General features: G+C 59.4%; 13 protein-coding genes. 8 read left to right on the top strand and 5 right to left on the bottom strand.

Features of this window, described 5'->3' with window-relative positions; genetic code table 11:
• Nucleotides 1–11: 11 nt before the first annotated feature.
• Nucleotides 12–956: an EamA family transporter RarD gene (rarD, locus tag BAR1_RS06015; RefSeq protein ID WP_118942187.1), complete on the top strand. Its 945-nt coding sequence runs from the start codon at nucleotides 12–14 to the stop codon at nucleotides 954–956.
• Here the strand turns inward: rarD and BAR1_RS06020 are convergent.
• Nucleotides 893–1,462 carry an LOG family protein gene (locus BAR1_RS06020; protein WP_118942188.1) on the bottom strand — a complete coding sequence of 190 codons (570 nt, stop codon included), beginning with the start codon at nucleotides 1,460–1,462 and terminating at the stop codon, nucleotides 893–895. The two genes, rarD and BAR1_RS06020, sit on opposite strands and share 64 nt — an antisense overlap.
• A 103-nt stretch (nucleotides 1,463–1,565) precedes the next feature.
• On the opposite strand from BAR1_RS06020, the gene BAR1_RS06025 reads away from it, so the two are divergent.
• The 3 genes from BAR1_RS06025 (at nucleotide 1,566) to BAR1_RS06035 (ending at nucleotide 5,323) form a co-directional block, all read left to right on the top strand.
• Complete coding sequence (locus BAR1_RS06025; protein WP_162891679.1) at nucleotides 1,566–2,909, top strand: LysM peptidoglycan-binding domain-containing protein; 1,344 nt, start codon at nucleotides 1,566–1,568, stop codon at nucleotides 2,907–2,909.
• A 63-nt stretch (nucleotides 2,910–2,972) separates the two neighbouring features.
• Nucleotides 2,973–4,811: an ABCB family ABC transporter ATP-binding protein/permease gene (locus tag BAR1_RS06030; protein ID WP_118942190.1), complete on the top strand. Its 1,839-nt coding sequence runs from the start codon at nucleotides 2,973–2,975 to the stop codon at nucleotides 4,809–4,811.
• Nucleotides 4,812–4,912: 101 nt separating this feature from the next.
• On the top strand, nucleotides 4,913–5,323 hold the full coding sequence (locus BAR1_RS06035) for a DUF6326 family protein (RefSeq protein WP_118944362.1): 411 nt from the start codon (nucleotides 4,913–4,915) through the stop codon (nucleotides 5,321–5,323).
• A 29-nt stretch (nucleotides 5,324–5,352) separates the two neighbouring features.
• On the opposite strand, the gene BAR1_RS06040 is transcribed toward BAR1_RS06035, so the two are convergent.
• Together BAR1_RS06040 and BAR1_RS06045 are read right to left on the bottom strand one after the other, a co-directional pair.
• Nucleotides 5,353–9,057: an efflux RND transporter permease subunit gene (locus BAR1_RS06040; RefSeq protein WP_118942191.1), complete on the bottom strand. Its 3,705-nt coding sequence runs from the start codon at nucleotides 9,055–9,057 to the stop codon at nucleotides 5,353–5,355.
• Entirely contained in the window at nucleotides 9,054–10,292 is a 1,239-nt protein-coding gene (locus BAR1_RS06045) for an efflux RND transporter periplasmic adaptor subunit (RefSeq protein WP_118942192.1), read from the bottom strand. The genes BAR1_RS06040 and BAR1_RS06045 overlap by 4 nt, the downstream gene beginning before the upstream one ends.
• A 262-nt stretch (nucleotides 10,293–10,554) precedes the next feature.
• Between BAR1_RS06045 and BAR1_RS06050 the strand changes: the two genes are divergently transcribed.
• From BAR1_RS06050 to BAR1_RS06065, 4 genes are all read left to right on the top strand, one after another.
• Nucleotides 10,555–11,211 (top strand): DUF2659 family protein, encoded by a 657-nt coding sequence (locus BAR1_RS06050; protein ID WP_118942193.1) that lies wholly within the window; start codon nucleotides 10,555–10,557, stop codon nucleotides 11,209–11,211.
• 27 nt (nucleotides 11,212–11,238) lie between these two features.
• A complete protein-coding gene (locus tag BAR1_RS06055; protein WP_323368588.1) occupies nucleotides 11,239–12,633 on the top strand; it encodes a PQQ-like beta-propeller repeat protein in 1,395 nt (464 codons plus the stop codon).
• A gap of 48 nt (nucleotides 12,634–12,681) precedes the next feature.
• Nucleotides 12,682–14,139 (top strand): ribosome biogenesis GTPase Der, encoded by a 1,458-nt coding sequence (der, locus tag BAR1_RS06060; protein ID WP_118942195.1) that lies wholly within the window; start codon nucleotides 12,682–12,684, stop codon nucleotides 14,137–14,139.
• Between the two features lie 282 nt (nucleotides 14,140–14,421).
• Nucleotides 14,422–14,823: a hypothetical protein gene (locus BAR1_RS06065; RefSeq protein WP_118942196.1), complete on the top strand. Its 402-nt coding sequence runs from the start codon at nucleotides 14,422–14,424 to the stop codon at nucleotides 14,821–14,823.
• Between the two features lie 13 nt (nucleotides 14,824–14,836).
• Here the strand turns inward: BAR1_RS06065 and BAR1_RS06070 are convergent, their stop codons facing one another.
• Both BAR1_RS06070 and serS read right to left on the bottom strand, forming a co-directional pair.
• Complete coding sequence (locus tag BAR1_RS06070; protein ID WP_118942197.1) at nucleotides 14,837–15,349, bottom strand: hypothetical protein; 513 nt, start codon at nucleotides 15,347–15,349, stop codon at nucleotides 14,837–14,839.
• Nucleotides 15,349–16,641, bottom strand: a complete 1,293-nt coding sequence (gene serS, locus BAR1_RS06075; RefSeq protein ID WP_118942198.1) for a serine--tRNA ligase — start codon at nucleotides 16,639–16,641, stop codon at nucleotides 15,349–15,351. Before serS ends, BAR1_RS06070 begins: the two co-directional genes overlap by 1 nt.
• Between the last annotated feature and the right edge of the window lie 79 nt (nucleotides 16,642–16,720).

Below are 16,720 nucleotides of genomic sequence, written 5' to 3' on the forward strand. Positions count from 1 at the left end.
TGGAGCCGCCGATGACGCGCACACAACAAGGTATTGCCGCAATGATCGCGGCCTGCGTCCTGTGGGGCCTGTCGCCGCTCTATTACAAGGCGCTGTCGCATGTGCCCCCGCTGGAAGTGCTGTCGCACCGCACCCTGTGGTCGCTGGTGTTCTTTGGCATCGTGCTGGCGGTGCAGGGGCGGCTGGGGGAAATCGGTGTGATTTTCCGTGCGCGGGGATTGTTGGCGGTGATGCTGGCCTCGTCCCTGCTGATCGCGGTGAACTGGGGCATCTTTATCTGGGCCATTCAGGTTGGCCGCACGGTCGAGGCCAGCCTTGGCTATTACATCTACCCGCTGATCTCGGTCCTGCTGGGGGCCGTGCTGTTTCGCGAACGGCTGGACCGGGTGCAAATCCTGTCGGTAGCACTGGCGACCGGCGCGGTGGGCCTGCTGACATGGGGGCTGGGCGTGACGCCATGGATATCGCTGTCGCTGGCGATCAGTTTTGTCGCTTACGGGGTGATCAAGAAACAGGTGCCGGTGGGGCCGGTGGTGTCGGTCACCACCGAAGTGCTGTTGTTGCTGCCGCTGGCGCTGGTCTGGCTATGGGGCATCCATATGCAGGGCTGGAGCGGTTTTGACGGGCGTAATGTTGCGGCCTTTGGCGATGGTTGGTTCAACACCGTTATGCTGATGGGGCTGGGGCTGATCACCGCCTTGCCGCTGATCCTGTTTTCCTATGCCACCAAACGGCTGGGCTTTGCCACCCAAGGGTTGCTGTTCTACCTGAACCCGACCCTGCAATTCATCGTCGCTGTTGTCGCCTTTGGCGAAGCGGTCAGCCGCTGGCATATGATTGCCTTCCCGCTGATCTGGCTGGCGCTGGCGATCTATTCGTTGAATGCGCTGCGTCAGGAAAGGGCGTTGCGCAGGGCCTCGCGCAGGGCCGGCACCGTATCGGCCACGGCGAAATAGTCACGCAGGCTGGCATCGGCGAACCCCTGTTCGATCACATGGTCCAGCAGCACCAGCAGGGGTTGCCAATAACCATCCACATTCAACAGATAGATCGGTTTTTCGTGCAGGCCCAGTTGGCGCCATGTCAGAACCTCGAACATCTCGTCCAGTGACCCCGCCCCGCCGGGCAGCACCACAATGGCGTCCGAATTCATATACATCACCTTTTTACGCTCGTGCATGTTTTCGGTGACGATGAATTGCGACAGATCCCGCTTGCCCACCTCTCGCCGCAGCAAATGTTCGGGGATCACACCAAAGGTTTCGCCCCCTGCCGCCTGTGCCCCTTTGGCCACGGCCCCCATCAACCCGACATCCCCCGCGCCGTAAACCAGCCGCCAGCCCTGATTGGCCAATGTCTGGCCCAGTTCGGTTGCAGCGGCCTTAAAGGCAGGGTTGGTGCCAAAGCGGGATCCGCAATAGACGCAAACGGACAGGCGGGCAGGGGATGCGGGAACAGGCATGTGACAAAATTCCTTGAAAACGGCTTTTGACCGCTGATACCGCTGTTGCTATGGTCGTGCAAGCGCGGGGCCGCTGGGGGCCGTGCCAATAGGGAAGAATAAGATGACAAACAAGACTGCGCTTGGGTCCGGAGTTCAAATGGTGGCCGGAGGGGCCGCTGCTGTTGCCGTGGCCTTGGCGGCCTATCTGGGCTATCAGTATTTTAACAACAAACAAGCGCCGGTAACATTGCTACAGCCGACCGAAGGGGCTGATACAAATGTTGTTAGCGGGGCAGATACCGGCACATCGCCTGCGACAACGGCGCCCACCCAAAGTGAAACCGCTTCCAATGCGCCAGCGGATGATCAGGCAACCACCCAAGGGCAAACCAATGGGACCACCCCCCCTGTTCCTGCGCCGAAATTCGACGTGGTGCGGTTAGAACCGGATGGCAGTTCGGTCATTGCCGGACTTGCCCAACCCGGAGAAGAGGTCACCATCCTGCTGGATGGCAAGGAAGTGGCCCGTGCAACTGCAGATTCACAGGGAAATTTTGTGTCTCTGCTGACGGTTCCGCCCAGCGATACTGCCCGCGTCGTGACCTTGTCGGTTCCCGGTGAAGGGGATGCTGTGGTGGCATCCGATGACAGCATTATTCTGGCCCCCGTAACCAGCCCGGCACAGCCACAAGACCAGATCGCCAGCGCCACGCAATTGCAGATAGAGCAGCCCGCCGAGGTCAACACTCCCGCCAATACTGCCGCTTTGGAGGCGGGCGAAACAGGGGCGCAAACAGGCGCGCCTGATGACGAAACCACACAAACACGGACACCCGCCGCCACAGCTGTCGAAACCCAAACCCAAACAGCAACAACCACAGCAGATGAGGATACGCAAACACCGGCTGACAACGCATCCGGCACCCCCAAAGCCCCGGCAGTGCTGTTGGCCACAAAAGATGGCGTGCGCGTCTTGCAGCCAGCCGACAGCAGCCCCGATATGACGACCAATGTGGTGATCGACGCGATCACTTATGATGCCGCCGGCGAAGTGCAATTGTCAGGCCGCGGTACGGACGAAGGCTTTGTTCGGGTCTATCTGGACAACAAGCCGGTGCTGACCACACCGATTGAGGCCGGCGGTGGCTGGCATACCGAATTGCCCGATGTCGATAGTGGTATCTATACGCTGCGGGTGGATCAGGTGGATGCCACCGGAGCTGTTGTTTCGCGCACCGAAACACCGTTTAAACGCGAAGCGGCCGAAGCCTTGCAAAGCACCCAAAGCACGTCCCGGACACCAGCCATTGCGATCACAGTCCAACCCGGTTCAACCCTTTGGGCAATTGCACGGGAAACCTATGGCGACGGGATGATGTATGTGCGTGTCTTCGAGGCCAACCGCGACAGCATCCGCGACCCCGATCTGATTTACCCCGGACAAGTGTTCGCAGTCCCCGATTAGGTGCTGGTAATCCGGCCGCGGGGCCATTACATTCTGGCGTCCACCCCATAAGAAAGTCGTGACATGGTTAGCCGGATCACCAAAGCCGAATTCACCCCCGAGGAACGCCGCCAGAACTGGCGCACAATCCGCAAGGTTGCCCCCTATATGTGGCCCAAGGATCAGCCATGGGTCCGGCGGCGTGTTGTGGTTGCGATGTTGTTGTTGGTGGTCGCCAAGCTGATATCGGTTCTAACCCCGTTTTTCTATAAGGCTGCGGTGGATTCACTGGCCGGCGATGCCAACAATCCGGCATGGATGCTGGGGGCGGGGGCGATCGGTCTGACGGTTGCCTACGGCATGGCCAAACTGATGACGGTGGGGTTCCAGCAATTGCGCGACGCGGTCTTTGCGCGGGTAGCGCAACGGGCCTTGCGGTCGCTGGCGCTGGAGACTTTCCGGCATATGCACCGCCTGTCAATGCGCTATCACATCACCCGCAAAACCGGCGGCCTTAGCCGGATTATCGAGCGCGGGGTCAAGGGGGTGGAATTCCTGCTGCGCTTCCTGTTGTTCAGCATGGGACCGCTGGTTCTGGAACTGCTGATGATCGGCGTGGTTTTGTATTTTGTGTTCGATATCTGGTACCTAGCTGTGGTTGTTGCCACGATCTGGGCCTATGTCTGGTTCACCTTCAAAGTGACCGAATGGCGGGTAAAAATCCGCAAGCAGATGAACGATCAGGATACCGACGCCAACCAGAAGGCAATCGATTCCCTGCTGAATTTCGAAACCGTGAAATATTTCGGCGCCGAAGCGCGCGAGGCCGAACGCTATGACGTTTCCATGGCCGGATACGAGCAAGCGGCGCTGAAAACCTCTTATTCTCTGGCCTTCCTGAATTTCGGCCAGTCGGTGTTTATCACCGCCGGTCTGGTCGCCGTGATGGTGATGGCTGCCATGGGCGTGCAGCGCGGTGATCTGACGGTGGGCGATTTTGTGATGGTCAACGCCTATATGATCCAGATCACCATGCCGCTGAATTTCCTTGGAACGGTGTACCGCGAGATCCGCCAGTCATTGGTCGATATGGGCGAAATGTTCACCCTGCTGGAGCAACCCGCCGAGGTCAAAGACAAACCCGACGCCAAGCCGCTGGTGGTGACCGAAGGCAAAGTCGAACTGGACGACGTCTATTTCGGCTACGAGGCCGCGCGGCCCATTCTGAAGGGGGTCAGCCTGACCGTGGGCGGTGGCGAAACCGTGGCGATTGTTGGCCCCTCGGGCAGCGGCAAATCGACCATCGGGCGGTTGCTGTTCCGCTTTTATGATGTGAACAAAGGCGCGCTGCGGATTGACGGTCAGGACGTGCGCGATGTCACGCAAGTCAGCCTGCACGCGCAAATCGGCGTGGTGCCGCAGGATACGGTGCTGTTCAACGACACCATCCTTTACAACATCGCTTACGGTCGTCCCGAAGCCAGTCGCGCCGAGGTCGAGGAGGCGGCGAAGGCCGCCAAAATCCACGACTTTATCCTCAGCCTGCCGGATGGTTACGATACCACCGTCGGCGAGCGCGGGTTGAAACTGTCGGGTGGTGAAAAGCAACGCGTCGGCATCGCCCGCACCCTGTTGAAAAACCCGCCGATCCTGCTGCTGGACGAAGCCACATCGGCGCTGGATACCCAGACCGAACGCGACATTCAGGATTCACTGCGCGAGATGGGGCAGGGGCGCACGGTGATCACCATCGCCCACCGTCTGTCCACCATTGTGGACGCGGATATGATCGTGGTGCTCGAGGATGGCGTGATTGTCGAGCGCGGCAGCCACGACGAATTGCTGTCCCACCACGGGCGCTATTACAAGATGTGGAATCGCCAGCAGGCGGACGAGGAAAAGGGCTTGGCTGTTGCGGAATAATCATGCCAGACTGGCGGGGCAGGGTCGGCCGATCCTGCCCTGAGGTCCGGAAAAGGCGCACACCGCAGGTTTATATTTACGATCTGACGTCGGAGGACGAAATGACGGATACTGCACGCGCCACCATGGCCCCACCCATTGATGTGCGGTTCAAGATCGCCGCCCTCTGGACCTCGCTTATGTTCATCATCGCCTTTGTCGATATTTTCGCCCATTTGCGGGCGGATGTCGTCACGGATGTGCTGGCCGGCAAAGTTGCCGTGTTCACGGTGGACCAGACCTTTCTGATTATGACCACGATCTATGTGATCATCCCCAGCCTGATGATTTCGCTATCCCTGATCCTGCCGCCGCGGGCCAACCGCTGGACCAATATCATCGTGGCCGCAGTCTATGCCCTCACCATTCTGGGCAGTTGCATTGGCGAGGTGTGGATATATTACTGGCTCGGCAGTCTGATCGAGGTTCTGTTGCTGATGGTGATTATCCGCTACGCTTGGAAGATGCCGTAGGGCGGGGCTCACTCGGCAGCCGTCCATGTCTACTCCGCCGCCCGCAGCCGCTTGCCTTTTGGCCCGCGTGGCTTGGGCTTGGCGGGCTTTCCATCCTCTATCTTGTCGGTCAGAACCAGCGGGGTTTGTGGATCATCCGCTTGGGGTGGTTCATTTTTCGCAGGCGCATCAACCTGTGTTTCATCCCCCCAGATCAACTCGGGCGATTTCACCTTGCGGCTGGCGCGGTTCAGGGCGATGTCGCGGGCCTCGATGCTGTTGCGGCCAAAGGACAGCGCCTTCAGCCGGTTCAGCGACCGGTAGGCGCCGGTTGAAATCCAGACCCGTAGCGCCAGCATGGACGGGGTGAACACCAGCGTCAGCACCGTGGCAATGCCAAGGCCGAAGACGATCGCCGTGGCCAGTTGTTTCCACCACAGCGCGGTGGGGCTGTCGATGGTGTAGCCGCCGTTGAAGAAATCCAGCGACAGGCCGAACATCATCGGTGCAAGGCCCGCCATGGTCGTGACCGTGGTCAGCATCACGGGGCGCAGGCGGTCCTGTGCGGTGCGGGAGATGGCCTCGAGTTTCGGCATATATTGCGTGTATTCCTGATAGGTATCGATCAGCACAATATTGTTGTTCACAACGATCCCCGCCAACGCCACAACGCCGGTCCCTGTCATGATCATCGAAAACGCCTGCCCCATCACCATCATGCCGATCAGTACGCCGGTGGTGGACAGGACCACCGCCAGCAGCACCAGAACCGAGTTGTAAAAGCTGTTGAACTGCGCCAGCAGGATGATGAACATCAACCCCAGCGCACCGATGAACGCCTTGCCCAGAAAGGCACCGGTTTCGGCCTGTTCTTCGTTATCGCCGGTCCATTCCCAGGCAATGCCCGCCGGCAGGGGTTTTTCGGTATCCAGCCAGTCGGTCAGGGTGGCAATCCGCTCGTTTGCGTTGATTGCAATGTCGATGGTACTGCCGTCGTCCTTGGTTTCGACCTTGGTCAACCCGTCCAGAACGGCCGCTTTCACATCGAAATAGCGGCGCTGGTCAACGCGGTCGATCTGGCCCAGTTTTTGCACCGGTTTGCGGGTGATAAAGTTCGACAACGGCACCAGCCCGTCACGGGTGCGCACCCGCAGGCTGTCCAGCGTGGCCAGAACGCGGTCCTTTTCGGGCAGGCGCACGCGGATCTCGATTTCCTCGTCCGAGGTGTCGACCCGCATGGTGTCGAGCAGAATGCCGCGTGTCACCAGTTGCACCATCGCCCCGACGGTGCGCACGTCGGCCCCGTATCGGCCCGCCTTTTCCACATCCACGTCGATCTGCCAGTCGATACCGGGCAGGGGCAGGGTGTCTTCAATTTCGTCCAGCCCCTTGGTGGCCTCGAATTTCGCACGCACAGTCAGGGCGGCCTGTTGCAGGGCCTCCCAATCGTTGCCCTTCAGGCGCAGATGCACAGGTTTGCCGGATGCGGGGCCACGTTGCAAATCCAGAATATCGGTGCGGATGCCGGGGATTTTTGCCAGCTCTTTTTTCAGCCGTGCGATCACCAGATCCCCGTCCAGTTCGGGGATATCGGCGCGTTCTTCCCACGGGATCAGTTCGATCTGCACCCGCCCGATGGTGTCGCGTGGTGAACCCGCGCCACCGGTGTTCTGGCTAAGCCCGCCTTCGCCCGCAAAGGCAAAGGCGCTTTTGATCCCCTTGGTGGCAAGGATCACTTTTTCCACCTCGGCCACGGCGGCATCTTTTTCGACCAAAGACAGGTTGCCCCGTTGGCGCACGAAAACGATGGCCTGTTCGGGTTCGGATTTCACGAAAAATTCGGTGCCGTTGTTGTTTTCGGCAAACATCCCGAACACCACCACAACAAAGCCGATCACGGCGGCGATGGTGACAAGCGGCATCACCGGGTTGCCGGTGATGAACCGGATCAGCCAGCCAAACAGCGAGCGGCGATAGCCCGCGCGCACCCGTTTGGCGCGGTGTTCAAACTTGGCCGCGTTCACCGTGACCGAGGCCAGAACAGCGGCGATCAGGAACGGCGCGGTTTGCAGCACAAAGCCCATCAGGCCCCCGACCAATCCAGGGCTGTTTAGTTTGATACCGGCAATCACGTTGCCCAGCGGCGGGATATAGTTGGGGTTCAATCCCTCCATCGCGCCAACGAACACCAGATAGAGCGCCGCGATGGCCAATGCGGCGCGGATCACCCACGGCAGCGGGCGCAGCAGGTCGGCGGCGTGGTTGAAACTGCGCGACATCCGCCCCGAAACCCCGCCCATCACCGGCAGATAGACCAGCGCCACAACCAGCGAGGCGGACAAAACAAAGATCAGCGTGATCGGCAGCATACCCATGAATTGCCCCGCCACGCCGGGCCAGAAAAGCATCGGCAGGAAGGCACACAGGGTGGTCGCGGTCGAGGAGACGATCGGCCAGAACATCCGCTTGGCGGCTTCGACATAGGCGTGCATCGGCCCGACGCCATCACGGATCCGCCGGTCGGCGTATTCCACCACCACAATCGCCCCGTCCACCAGCATCCCGACCGCAAGGATCAGGCCGAACATGACGATGTTGGAAATTGCCACACCCATCATCGCCAACAATACGAAACACAGCAGGAAAGACGTTGGAATCGCAAACCCCACCAGCAACGCGCTGCGGGTGCCTAATGATGCCAGCACCACGATCATCACCAGCGCAATCGCCGTCAGAACCGAGCCTTCGAGCTGTCGCACCATGGAGCCGACCGTGCGGGACTGGTCGTTCGATGTGCCCACCTTGATTGCCGCCTGCAATTCGGCGGGCCAAAGGGCGCGTTCGCGCTCTACCACATCGCGCACCAGTTGCGAGGTGTCGATGATGTTATACCCTTTACGCTTGCTGACCTGCAGCGCCACAGTGTTTTCGCCGTTATAGCGGGCCACCCCTTTGCGGTCCTCGAAGGTCAGACGAATTTGCGCCAGATCGCCCAGCGTCACGATCCGGTCGCCGTTGGTTTTGACGGGCAGGGAATAAATATCCTGCACCTCGTCAAAAGACGACGGAATCTTTACCGAAAACGCGCCGGTGGCGGTTTCGATTTCGCCTGCGGCAATCAACTGGTTGTTGTTCACCACCACATTGATCAGATCGGCGGCGGTGACGTTGTAAGCCTCAAGGCGCAGTGGGTCGATCACCACTTCGACCATTTCGTCGCGCTGGCCGGTCAGGGCGGCCTCCAGCACCGGTTCCAGTTCCTCCAGCCGGTCCTGTAAATCCTTTGCCACCCGCAGCAGCGTGCGTTCGGGCAGATCGCCGGTCAGGTTGACGATGATGATCGGGAATTCGGAAAAGTTGAATTCGGAGATGATGTATTTGTCGGCCCCTGCGGGGAAATTGGCCTCGACCGTGCTCATCTTGTCGCGCACATCGGCGATGATTTGCGATTTGTCCCAGCCGAAATCGAATTCCATGATCATCACGGCATAGTTTTCCGCCGCCGTGGCCGACATTTTCTTTAGCCCGTCCAGATCGGACAGTTCGGTTTCCATCGGCTTGACCAGCAGCTTTTCGGCATCCGACGCGGAAATGCCGGGGAAGGGCACCGAAATGATCAGCATCGGGATTTCGATGTCGGGTTCGCCTTCTTTGGGCAGGGTGGCATAGGCCATCGCGCCGGCAATCAGCGACAGGATGATAAAGGCAAGCACCATTCGGGCGCGCGAGGCGGCCCAATCGACGATACCGGTCATTGGCCGGCCTCCCGATAGGTGACATCCACTTTGACGCCGGCGATCACATATTCATGGCCCAGTACGATCACATCCACCTTGTCAGGAAGCCCCGCCACCCAGATCCCTTCGGGCGTGTCGCGCAGGATGCTGACGGGGGCAAAACCGGTGATGTTGTCAGGGCCGACGTAACGCACGCCAAGTGCGCCATCGTTGTTCAGGGTTAGCGAGGACTGGGGTAAAAGATGCGCCTTGGTTCCGTCAGAGGCCACAATGATTTCAACGGTTTGCCCGTCACGGATGGCAAGGCCTGCGTTGGGTACCTGGACCTCGACACGGAAGGTGCGGGTCAGGGGGTCGGCCGAGCGCGACAGGAACGTCACCCGTCCGGCAACTTCGCGACCCGTGGCCAGACGGGCACCGGCCATGGCACCGACAGTCACCTTGTCGACCTCGGTTTCCGGTGCAAAGCCGACCAGTTTGATCGGGTCCAGCTGGATGATCGTGGCGCAGGGCGAACCGGGTTGCAGCAACACGCCCAATTCGGCGGTGTCGGTTTCCAGCAAGCCCGCGAAAGGGGCCGTGATGGTCAGGTTTTCGATGTCCTTTTCGATCAAGGCGATCGCAGCATTGGCCGCTTCAATCGCCGCCTTGGCCGAAACCACAGCCGCCTTGGCGCTTTCGATGCCGGCCAATGCGCCTTGCAGCGCCGCTTCGGCGGATGCCGCACGGGTTTCCGAGGCATAGCCCTGCTGGTTCAGGCGGCGGGCGGCGTTTTCGTTCACCTTGGCCTCGGTCAGTTTGGCGGCAGCACCGGCGGCATTGGCAAGGGCTTCGGGCAGGCGGGCCTCGGCCTCGGTCAGGCGGGCTTTGGCCTCGGCCAGACGGGATTGGCGGGTGCCGGAATCCAGTTGGCACAGGGTTTGTTCGGCCTCGATGTAGGCGCCTTTACGCAGCGGTTCGGACACCACCTTGCCTGATGTTTCGGCCATTACGGTGACTTGTCGTGCTGCTTCGGTGCGCCCGCGCAACATCACCGCGCTGTCGACCGTGCGGGCGGTGGAATGGATTGCGACAACAAAAACCAGTGGCGTGGCCTCTGCATCCGGTGTTTCGGCATTATTTTGAACTTCGCTGTCTTCGTCAACTGCACCGGCATTGCTTTTGGCAAAATCCAGCAGGTTATCACGTTCAAATACCAACAGATACAGAAACCCGGAAACAAGGATGGCAATCAGTAAATGGAGTGGTTTCATTCGGGCCTCGTAATGGTTTCGCCGTGGCGAAGAATAATGGTCTGTGGCACAATCAGCAATGAATTGGGTGGTGCTGGCCTGCGCGCTGTCTATAACTAAACTACCTAGTTCAGTTTAAACATGCAAGAGGCAGGTTATTGCGCCGCTTTGCCTTGTCTACACCCCCTTGGCAAACTTGGCTGCAATAGGGTAAGACTGCGTTGCAATATAAAGGCCAAACGCCCCGCGCGCCTGTGCGGGATTGGCATCAGGGGTAGATACGTTGAGCGAAACAGACAGTTTTATCGAAGAAGTCACAGAAGAAGTGCGCCGGGACAAACTGTTTGCCCTGATGCGCAAATACGGCTGGATCGCGATTCTGGCAGTGCTTTTGATCGTCGGCGGCGCGGCCTATAACGAATGGCGCAAAGCAAGCGAAGCCGCCGCCGCACAGGCGTTGGGGGATTCGCTGATTGCGGCGCTGGAAATCGAGGATGCCACAGCCCGTGCGGCTGCACTGGCCAAAATCACAGCCGAAAGCGATGGGGCCAACGCGGTCGTATCATTGCTGGCTTCGGCCGAGGCGCAGAACAGCGGCAATGCCGAACGGGCGGTTTCGGCGCTTGCAAAGCTTGAGAATGCCCCCGAACTGGCACCGGCCTATCGCGAAATGGCGGTCTTGAAACAGGTCTTGTTGTCGGGAACGGATATGCCGATTGCCGAACGGCGCAGCAAACTGACATCCCTTGCGGTTGCCGGGGCGCCGTTCCGGTTGCTGGCCGAAGAACAACTGGCCATGCTGGATATTGAAGAAGGCAAGAAGGACGCGGCGATTTCCCGTCTTCAGGATATTATCAACGATGTCGAGGTCAGTGCAGGCTTGCGCAGCCGCGCGTCACAGTTGATTGTCGTACTGGGTGGCAAAGCCGAAGCCTCGTAATGATTCTCGGGGTCGGGAGGCGCTGAAATGAATATTAAACATAAGAACAAGCAATTGAAGGGCGATAATACTATGAAACTGACCCGGATATTTGCAGGGGTCGCGATTGCTGCATTGCTGGCAGGTTGCGGTCAAAAAGAAGAAATTCTGCCCGGCAAGCGCCTTGATCTGCGCACCCCGCTGGATCAGGCTGCGGCAACGGATGGTGCGACCACGGATGGCGCTGTAACGCCGGATGGTCCGGTCAACCGCGCAGTTCCGATAAAATTGCCGGCAGCGGTCAATCACACCCAATGGACCCATCGCTACGGCACACCCGAGCACCGCATCACCCATCCTGCACTGGGCGCATCATTAAGCCATGTCTGGAATGTTTCGATCGGGGCGGGGGACAGTCGAAAATACCGGATCACCGCCGATCCGGTGGTTGCCGGCGGACGTGTGTTTACGCTGGATGCGCAGGCAACCGTGATGGCGCACAGCACATCGGGGGCCAAAATCTGGTCGCGGGACATTACCCCCGCTACGGATCGTGATGGGGATGCCTCGGGCGGTGGTCTGGCCGTTGACGGCAACACGCTTTATGTCACCTCGGGCTTTGGCGAACTGGTGGCGCTGGATGTGGCCACCGGTGCCGAACGCTGGGTTCAAAAGCTGGATGCACCGGCAACGGGTTCTCCTGCGGTTCGCGACGGGATTGTCTATGTCACTTCGCGCGACAGCCGCGGATGGGCGATTGACGCCGGTAATGGCCGTGTCAAATGGGAATTGCAGGCGGCACCGACACCCTCGGTGATGGTGGGCGGAACAGCACCGGCGGTTTCGGATAAATTTGTCGTATTCCCGTATGGCTCCGGCGAACTGGTCGCGGCCTTCCGCAAGGGCGGCGTGCGGGTCTGGGCCTCGTTTGTCTTGGGCAAACGACGCGGGCGCGCCTATGCCCAGATTACCGATATAACGGGGGATCCGGTGATCGACGGCAACACCGTCTATGCCGCCAACCAGTCGGGGCGTGTTGTGGCGCTGAATCTGGGCAGCGGCGAACGCATCTGGACCGCCAAAGAGGGTGCCTATAGCCCCGTTTGGCCCGCCGGCGGGTCGGTCTTCCTTGTTTCGGATGAATCACACCTTGTGCGGCTGGATGCAGCAACCGGTGAAACCATCTGGTCGGTTGAACTGCCCTATTACACCAAGGGCAAACCACGCCGCCGCAAAGATGTGTATGCCAACTACGGACCTGTTTTGGCGGGCGGTCGTTTGATTGTTGCCGGCAGTGACGGGCTGATCCGGTCGTTCAATCCGGTAGATGGCGCGTTGATTTCCTCTATCGAAATTTCGGGCGGTGCCACGACAAACCCGGTGGTCGTGAACGGGGTTCTCTATGTGGTTTCGAAAAAAGGTCAACTTCACGCTTTCCGTTAGGGGCGGGATGCTGTATCGGGGCAGCTTGATCTGTTTTTGGAGCAAGCGATGAGCTTTACACTTGCCATAGTGGGGCGCCCGAATGTGGGCAAATCCACCCTGTTCAACCGTCTGGTTGGCAAACGTCTGGCGCTGGTAGATGACCAGCCCGGCGTCACGCGCGATCTGCGCGAGGGCGCGGCACGTCTGGGGGATTTGCGCTTTACCGTGATTGATACGGCGGGGCTTGAGGAAGCCACCGACGAAAGCCTGCAAGGGCGGATGCGCCGTTTGACCGAACGTGCGGTGGATATGGCCGATATCTGCCTGTTCATGATCGACGCGCGGGTCGGGGTAACACCAACAGACGAATTTTTTGCCGGACTGCTGCGCAAACGGGCCAAACATGTGATTCTGGCCGCCAACAAGGCCGAGGGGCGCGCCGGCGAGTCCGGTGTGCTTGAAGCCTATGCGCTGGGTCTGGGCGACCCTTTGCGCCTGTCCGCCGAACACGGCGAAGGGATGAGCGATCTGCTGGCCCTGCTGATGCCGCTGGCCGATGAATTTGCCGAGCGCGCCGAAGCGGATGCGCCGGAAACCGATGTGGATGTTTCCGAAGATCTGGCCGATGACGCCCCGCGCGTGCCGACCAAAGCCAAGCCGCTGCAAATCGCCGTGGTGGGCCGCCCGAACGCGGGCAAATCCACCCTGATCAACCAGATGCTGGGCGAGGAGCGCTTGCTGACCGGCCCCGAGGCGGGCATCACCCGTGATGCGATTTCGGTGCAGATGGACTGGGACGGCGTGCCGATCCGCATGTTCGACACCGCCGGTATGCGCAAAAAGGCGCGGGTGCAGGAAAAGCTGGAAAAACTGTCGGTGTCCGATGGTCTGCGCGCGGTGAAATTTGCCGAAGTCGTGATCGTGCTGATCGACGCGGAAATCCCGTTCGAACAACAGGATCTGCGCATTGCCGATCTGGCCGAACGCGAGGGTCGCGCGGTGGTTCTGGCGGTGAACAAATGGGATGTCGAGCCGAATAAACAAAAGAAACTCAAGGATTTGCGCGAATCTTTTGAACGCCTGTTGCCGCAGTTGCGTGGCGCGCCCTTGGTCACAGTATCGGCCAAAACCGGCCGTGGCCTGAACCGTCTGCAAGAGGCGGTGATGAAGGCGCATGAGGTCTGGAACCGCCGTGTGACTACCTCGCAACTGAACCGCTGGCTGATTGATATGGTCGAGGCCCACCCGCCACCGGCCCCTGCCGGCCGCCGGATCAAACTGCGCTATATGACACAGGCCAAAACCCGCCCGCCGGGCTTTGTGGTGATGTGTTCGATGCCCGAAAAACTGCCCGAAAGCTATTCGCGCTATCTGGTGAACGGATTGCGCGACAGTTTCGATATGCCGGGCACGCCGATCCGTTTGTGGATGCGCTCACAGGCCGAGTCGAACCCCTATAAGAACAAGAAAAAATCAACGCCCAGCCGGTTGCGCAAGCATCTGGACAAGCCACCGCATTCCTGAAGGTCATGATTTGACAAAGCCGGTTTGAGGTGGAAACGGGTTTGGAAAACGTATCCATTAAACCGGTTTAGTGGATATGTTATTCAACGTAATTTCAGCGGGTTATCTGGGAATATACCTGCTCAAAACAACCGGTTATTCCAACGTATTAAATCCGATTCCGCTGGGCCCTCCGCACAACTATCGCCCCTAGGTAATGGATTCCAGACTATCCTGAACCCGCAGGAAGGTTAAGATTGATATATTTCAACGTAATCCCATTGTAAATCTGGAGTTTTCATAATGCGCATTTTCACCCTGTTACCGGCGGTTCTATTGGTTGCGGCCTGTGTCGAATCCACCCCGTCTGCAACCCGTCCAGCAATGAAAAACAGCTTGCCAAACCCGATGGTTCTGGTAGGCGAGGCCGGGCCGGGCAACACCGCCGCCGGTGAATTGCGCAATGACGGGATTGCCGTGCAAACCGATTTCAAAGGGCGTTCCGCCGGAATTACGGCCTTTTGCAGCGGCAAGGCGGATGCGGTGACCATGACCAGTGATTTTTCCTCTGCCGAGTATAAAAAATGTCGCGAATTGGGCGGCAGCTGGAGCGCCTTTGGCACCCTCAAGGGCGCAACCATCTATGTGCGGCATGAATTGGCCGAGCAGCTTTTGAAAACCGCTAAAACCACGTTCCTTGGTTAGGTTTTACAAGGGGTCACAGCTTGCCAAAGCTGACCCCGCGCCATGTCCAGCCCTTGCCCAGCACCGCCTGTTGCAAGGGCTTTTTCACCTCGGCAGTGTTGAAACGGTAATTATAAACCTGTCCGGGTTTGAACTCTTCGGTGAAGGCATAGGCGGTGCCAAAGGACACTTCGGATTTCTGCCCGCGAAAGCCGGAAAGCTGTAATTCCAGCGACGGCACACCGGCCTTCCATTCGATGGTGTAATCCTCGTCCACCGCGCGGACCTCGTGTTTCTCCGCATCCAGCCGCATCTTGATCCTGAAGGATTTCTCCAGTCCGGCCTTGGCGAAAATCTCGTACCATTTGGCGTCAACAATCTTCCATTCCGCCACCAGATCGCAACTACCATCCTTGCAGGCGCTGATCCGGTAGGGGGCGGTATCGCGGTTCAGGGCCAGAATGGCGGCTTCGACATCGGCGGCGCTGGCAGGTGCCACACCTGACTTGGGCCGCTTGGTGCCGGTCAGAAAATCGAAAAGCCCCATCAGGCCAGTTTCCCTTCTGCCGATATGCCGGTTTTGCCGCCCAGATAGGGGTGCAACGCGGCGGGCAGGGTAACCGAGCCATCCTCGTTCTGGCCGTTTTCCAGCACCGCAATCAGGCAACGCCCCACCGCCACACCCGAACCGTTCAGCGTGTGCACAAACTCGGGTTTGCCACCGGCTGCGGGCTTGAAGCGGGCGTTCATGCGGCGGGCCTGAAAATCACCGGCCACCGAAACCGAGCTGATCTCGCGATACATGTTCTGGCCGGGCAGCCAGACTTCGATGTCATGGGTTTTCTTCATTCCGAACCCCAGATCACCGGTGCACAGCACCACCGTGCGGTAAGGCAGCTCCAGCGCTTCGAGAATCGCCTCGGCACGGCGGGTCATGGCGTCATGTTCGGCGGCGGATTCGTCGGGGTGGGTAATTGAAACCATTTCCACCTTTTCAAACTGGTGCTGGCGCAGCATGCCCGAAGTATCGCGCCCCGCGCTGCCGGCTTCCGAGCGGAAACACAGGGTGTGGGCCACATGGCGGCGGGGCAGGGTGGCTTCGTCCACAACTTCGCCGTTGACGATGTTGGTCAGTGGCACTTCGGCGGTCGGGATCAGCCACCAGCCATCGGTGGTCTTATAGCTGTCCTCGCCGAATTTCGGCAATTGACCGGTGCCATACATCATTTCCTCGCGCACCAGAACGGGCACGTTGGTTTCCTGCAACCCGTGTTTGTCGATGTGCAAGTCCAGCATGAATTGCGACAAGGCGCGGTGCACGCGCGCCACAGCGCCCGACATCACAACGAAGCGCGAACCGGACAGTTTGGCGGCGGTTTCGAAATCCATGCCGTCCTGCACGGCGGCTAGCTCGTAATGCTCTTTGGCGTCAAACGCGAAATTGCGCGGGTTGCCCCAGCGCTTGATCTCGACATTGTCGTCCTCGTCCGCGCCATCGGGCACATTGTTGTCGGGCAGGTTGGGCAAGCCCATCAGCATATCGCGCAATTCGGCGTCTTTGGCTTTGGCCTCGTCCTCAAGTGCGGCAATCTCGGCTTTCTTCTCGCCAACCAGTGCGCGCAGGCGCTCAAACTCGGCCTCGTCTCCCGAGGCCTTGGCCGCGCCCACCTGTTTTGATGCCGCATTGCGTTCGGTCAGGGCTGCTTCGGCCTTGGCGATGGCGGCGCGGCGTTCGGAATCAATCGCCAGAACCGCCTTTGAAATACCGGATAACCCGCGCCGTGCCATTGCGGCGTCAAAAGCGGCCGGATTCTTGCGGATTATTTTAATATCGTGCATTTCACTGGTTCCCGATTGAATGTCATCTCTTACCCCCCCATATGCCCCAGAAGGACGCAGCTTTGAAGCCTTGATTTAC

The organism is Profundibacter amoris, assembly GCF_003544895.1.
GTDB lineage: Bacteria > Pseudomonadota > Alphaproteobacteria > Rhodobacterales > Rhodobacteraceae > Profundibacter > Profundibacter amoris.

What these genes read in the sequence shown, in the direction of transcription:
- rarD (WP_118942187.1), top strand. Translation starts at nt 12, where the DNA reads ATGACGCGCACACAACAAGGTATTGCCGCAATGATCGCGGCCTGCGTC.
- BAR1_RS06020 (WP_118942188.1), bottom strand. Translation starts at nt 1,462, where the DNA reads ATGCCTGTTCCCGCATCCCCTGCCCGCCTGTCCGTTTGCGTCTATTGC.
- BAR1_RS06025 (WP_162891679.1), top strand. Translation starts at nt 1,566, where the DNA reads ATGACAAACAAGACTGCGCTTGGGTCCGGAGTTCAAATGGTGGCCGGA.
- BAR1_RS06030 (WP_118942190.1), top strand. Translation starts at nt 2,973, where the DNA reads ATGGTTAGCCGGATCACCAAAGCCGAATTCACCCCCGAGGAACGCCGC.
- BAR1_RS06035 (WP_118944362.1), top strand. Translation starts at nt 4,913, where the DNA reads ATGACGGATACTGCACGCGCCACCATGGCCCCACCCATTGATGTGCGG.
- BAR1_RS06040 (WP_118942191.1), bottom strand. Translation starts at nt 9,057, where the DNA reads ATGACCGGTATCGTCGATTGGGCCGCCTCGCGCGCCCGAATGGTGCTT.
- BAR1_RS06045 (WP_118942192.1), bottom strand. Translation starts at nt 10,292, where the DNA reads ATGAAACCACTCCATTTACTGATTGCCATCCTTGTTTCCGGGTTTCTG.
- BAR1_RS06055 (WP_323368588.1), top strand. Translation starts at nt 11,239, where the DNA reads ATGAATATTAAACATAAGAACAAGCAATTGAAGGGCGATAATACTATG.
- der (WP_118942195.1), top strand. Translation starts at nt 12,682, where the DNA reads ATGAGCTTTACACTTGCCATAGTGGGGCGCCCGAATGTGGGCAAATCC.
- BAR1_RS06065 (WP_118942196.1), top strand. Translation starts at nt 14,422, where the DNA reads ATGCGCATTTTCACCCTGTTACCGGCGGTTCTATTGGTTGCGGCCTGT.
- BAR1_RS06070 (WP_118942197.1), bottom strand. Translation starts at nt 15,349, where the DNA reads ATGGGGCTTTTCGATTTTCTGACCGGCACCAAGCGGCCCAAGTCAGGT.
- serS (WP_118942198.1), bottom strand. Translation starts at nt 16,641, where the DNA reads ATGCACGATATTAAAATAATCCGCAAGAATCCGGCCGCTTTTGACGCC.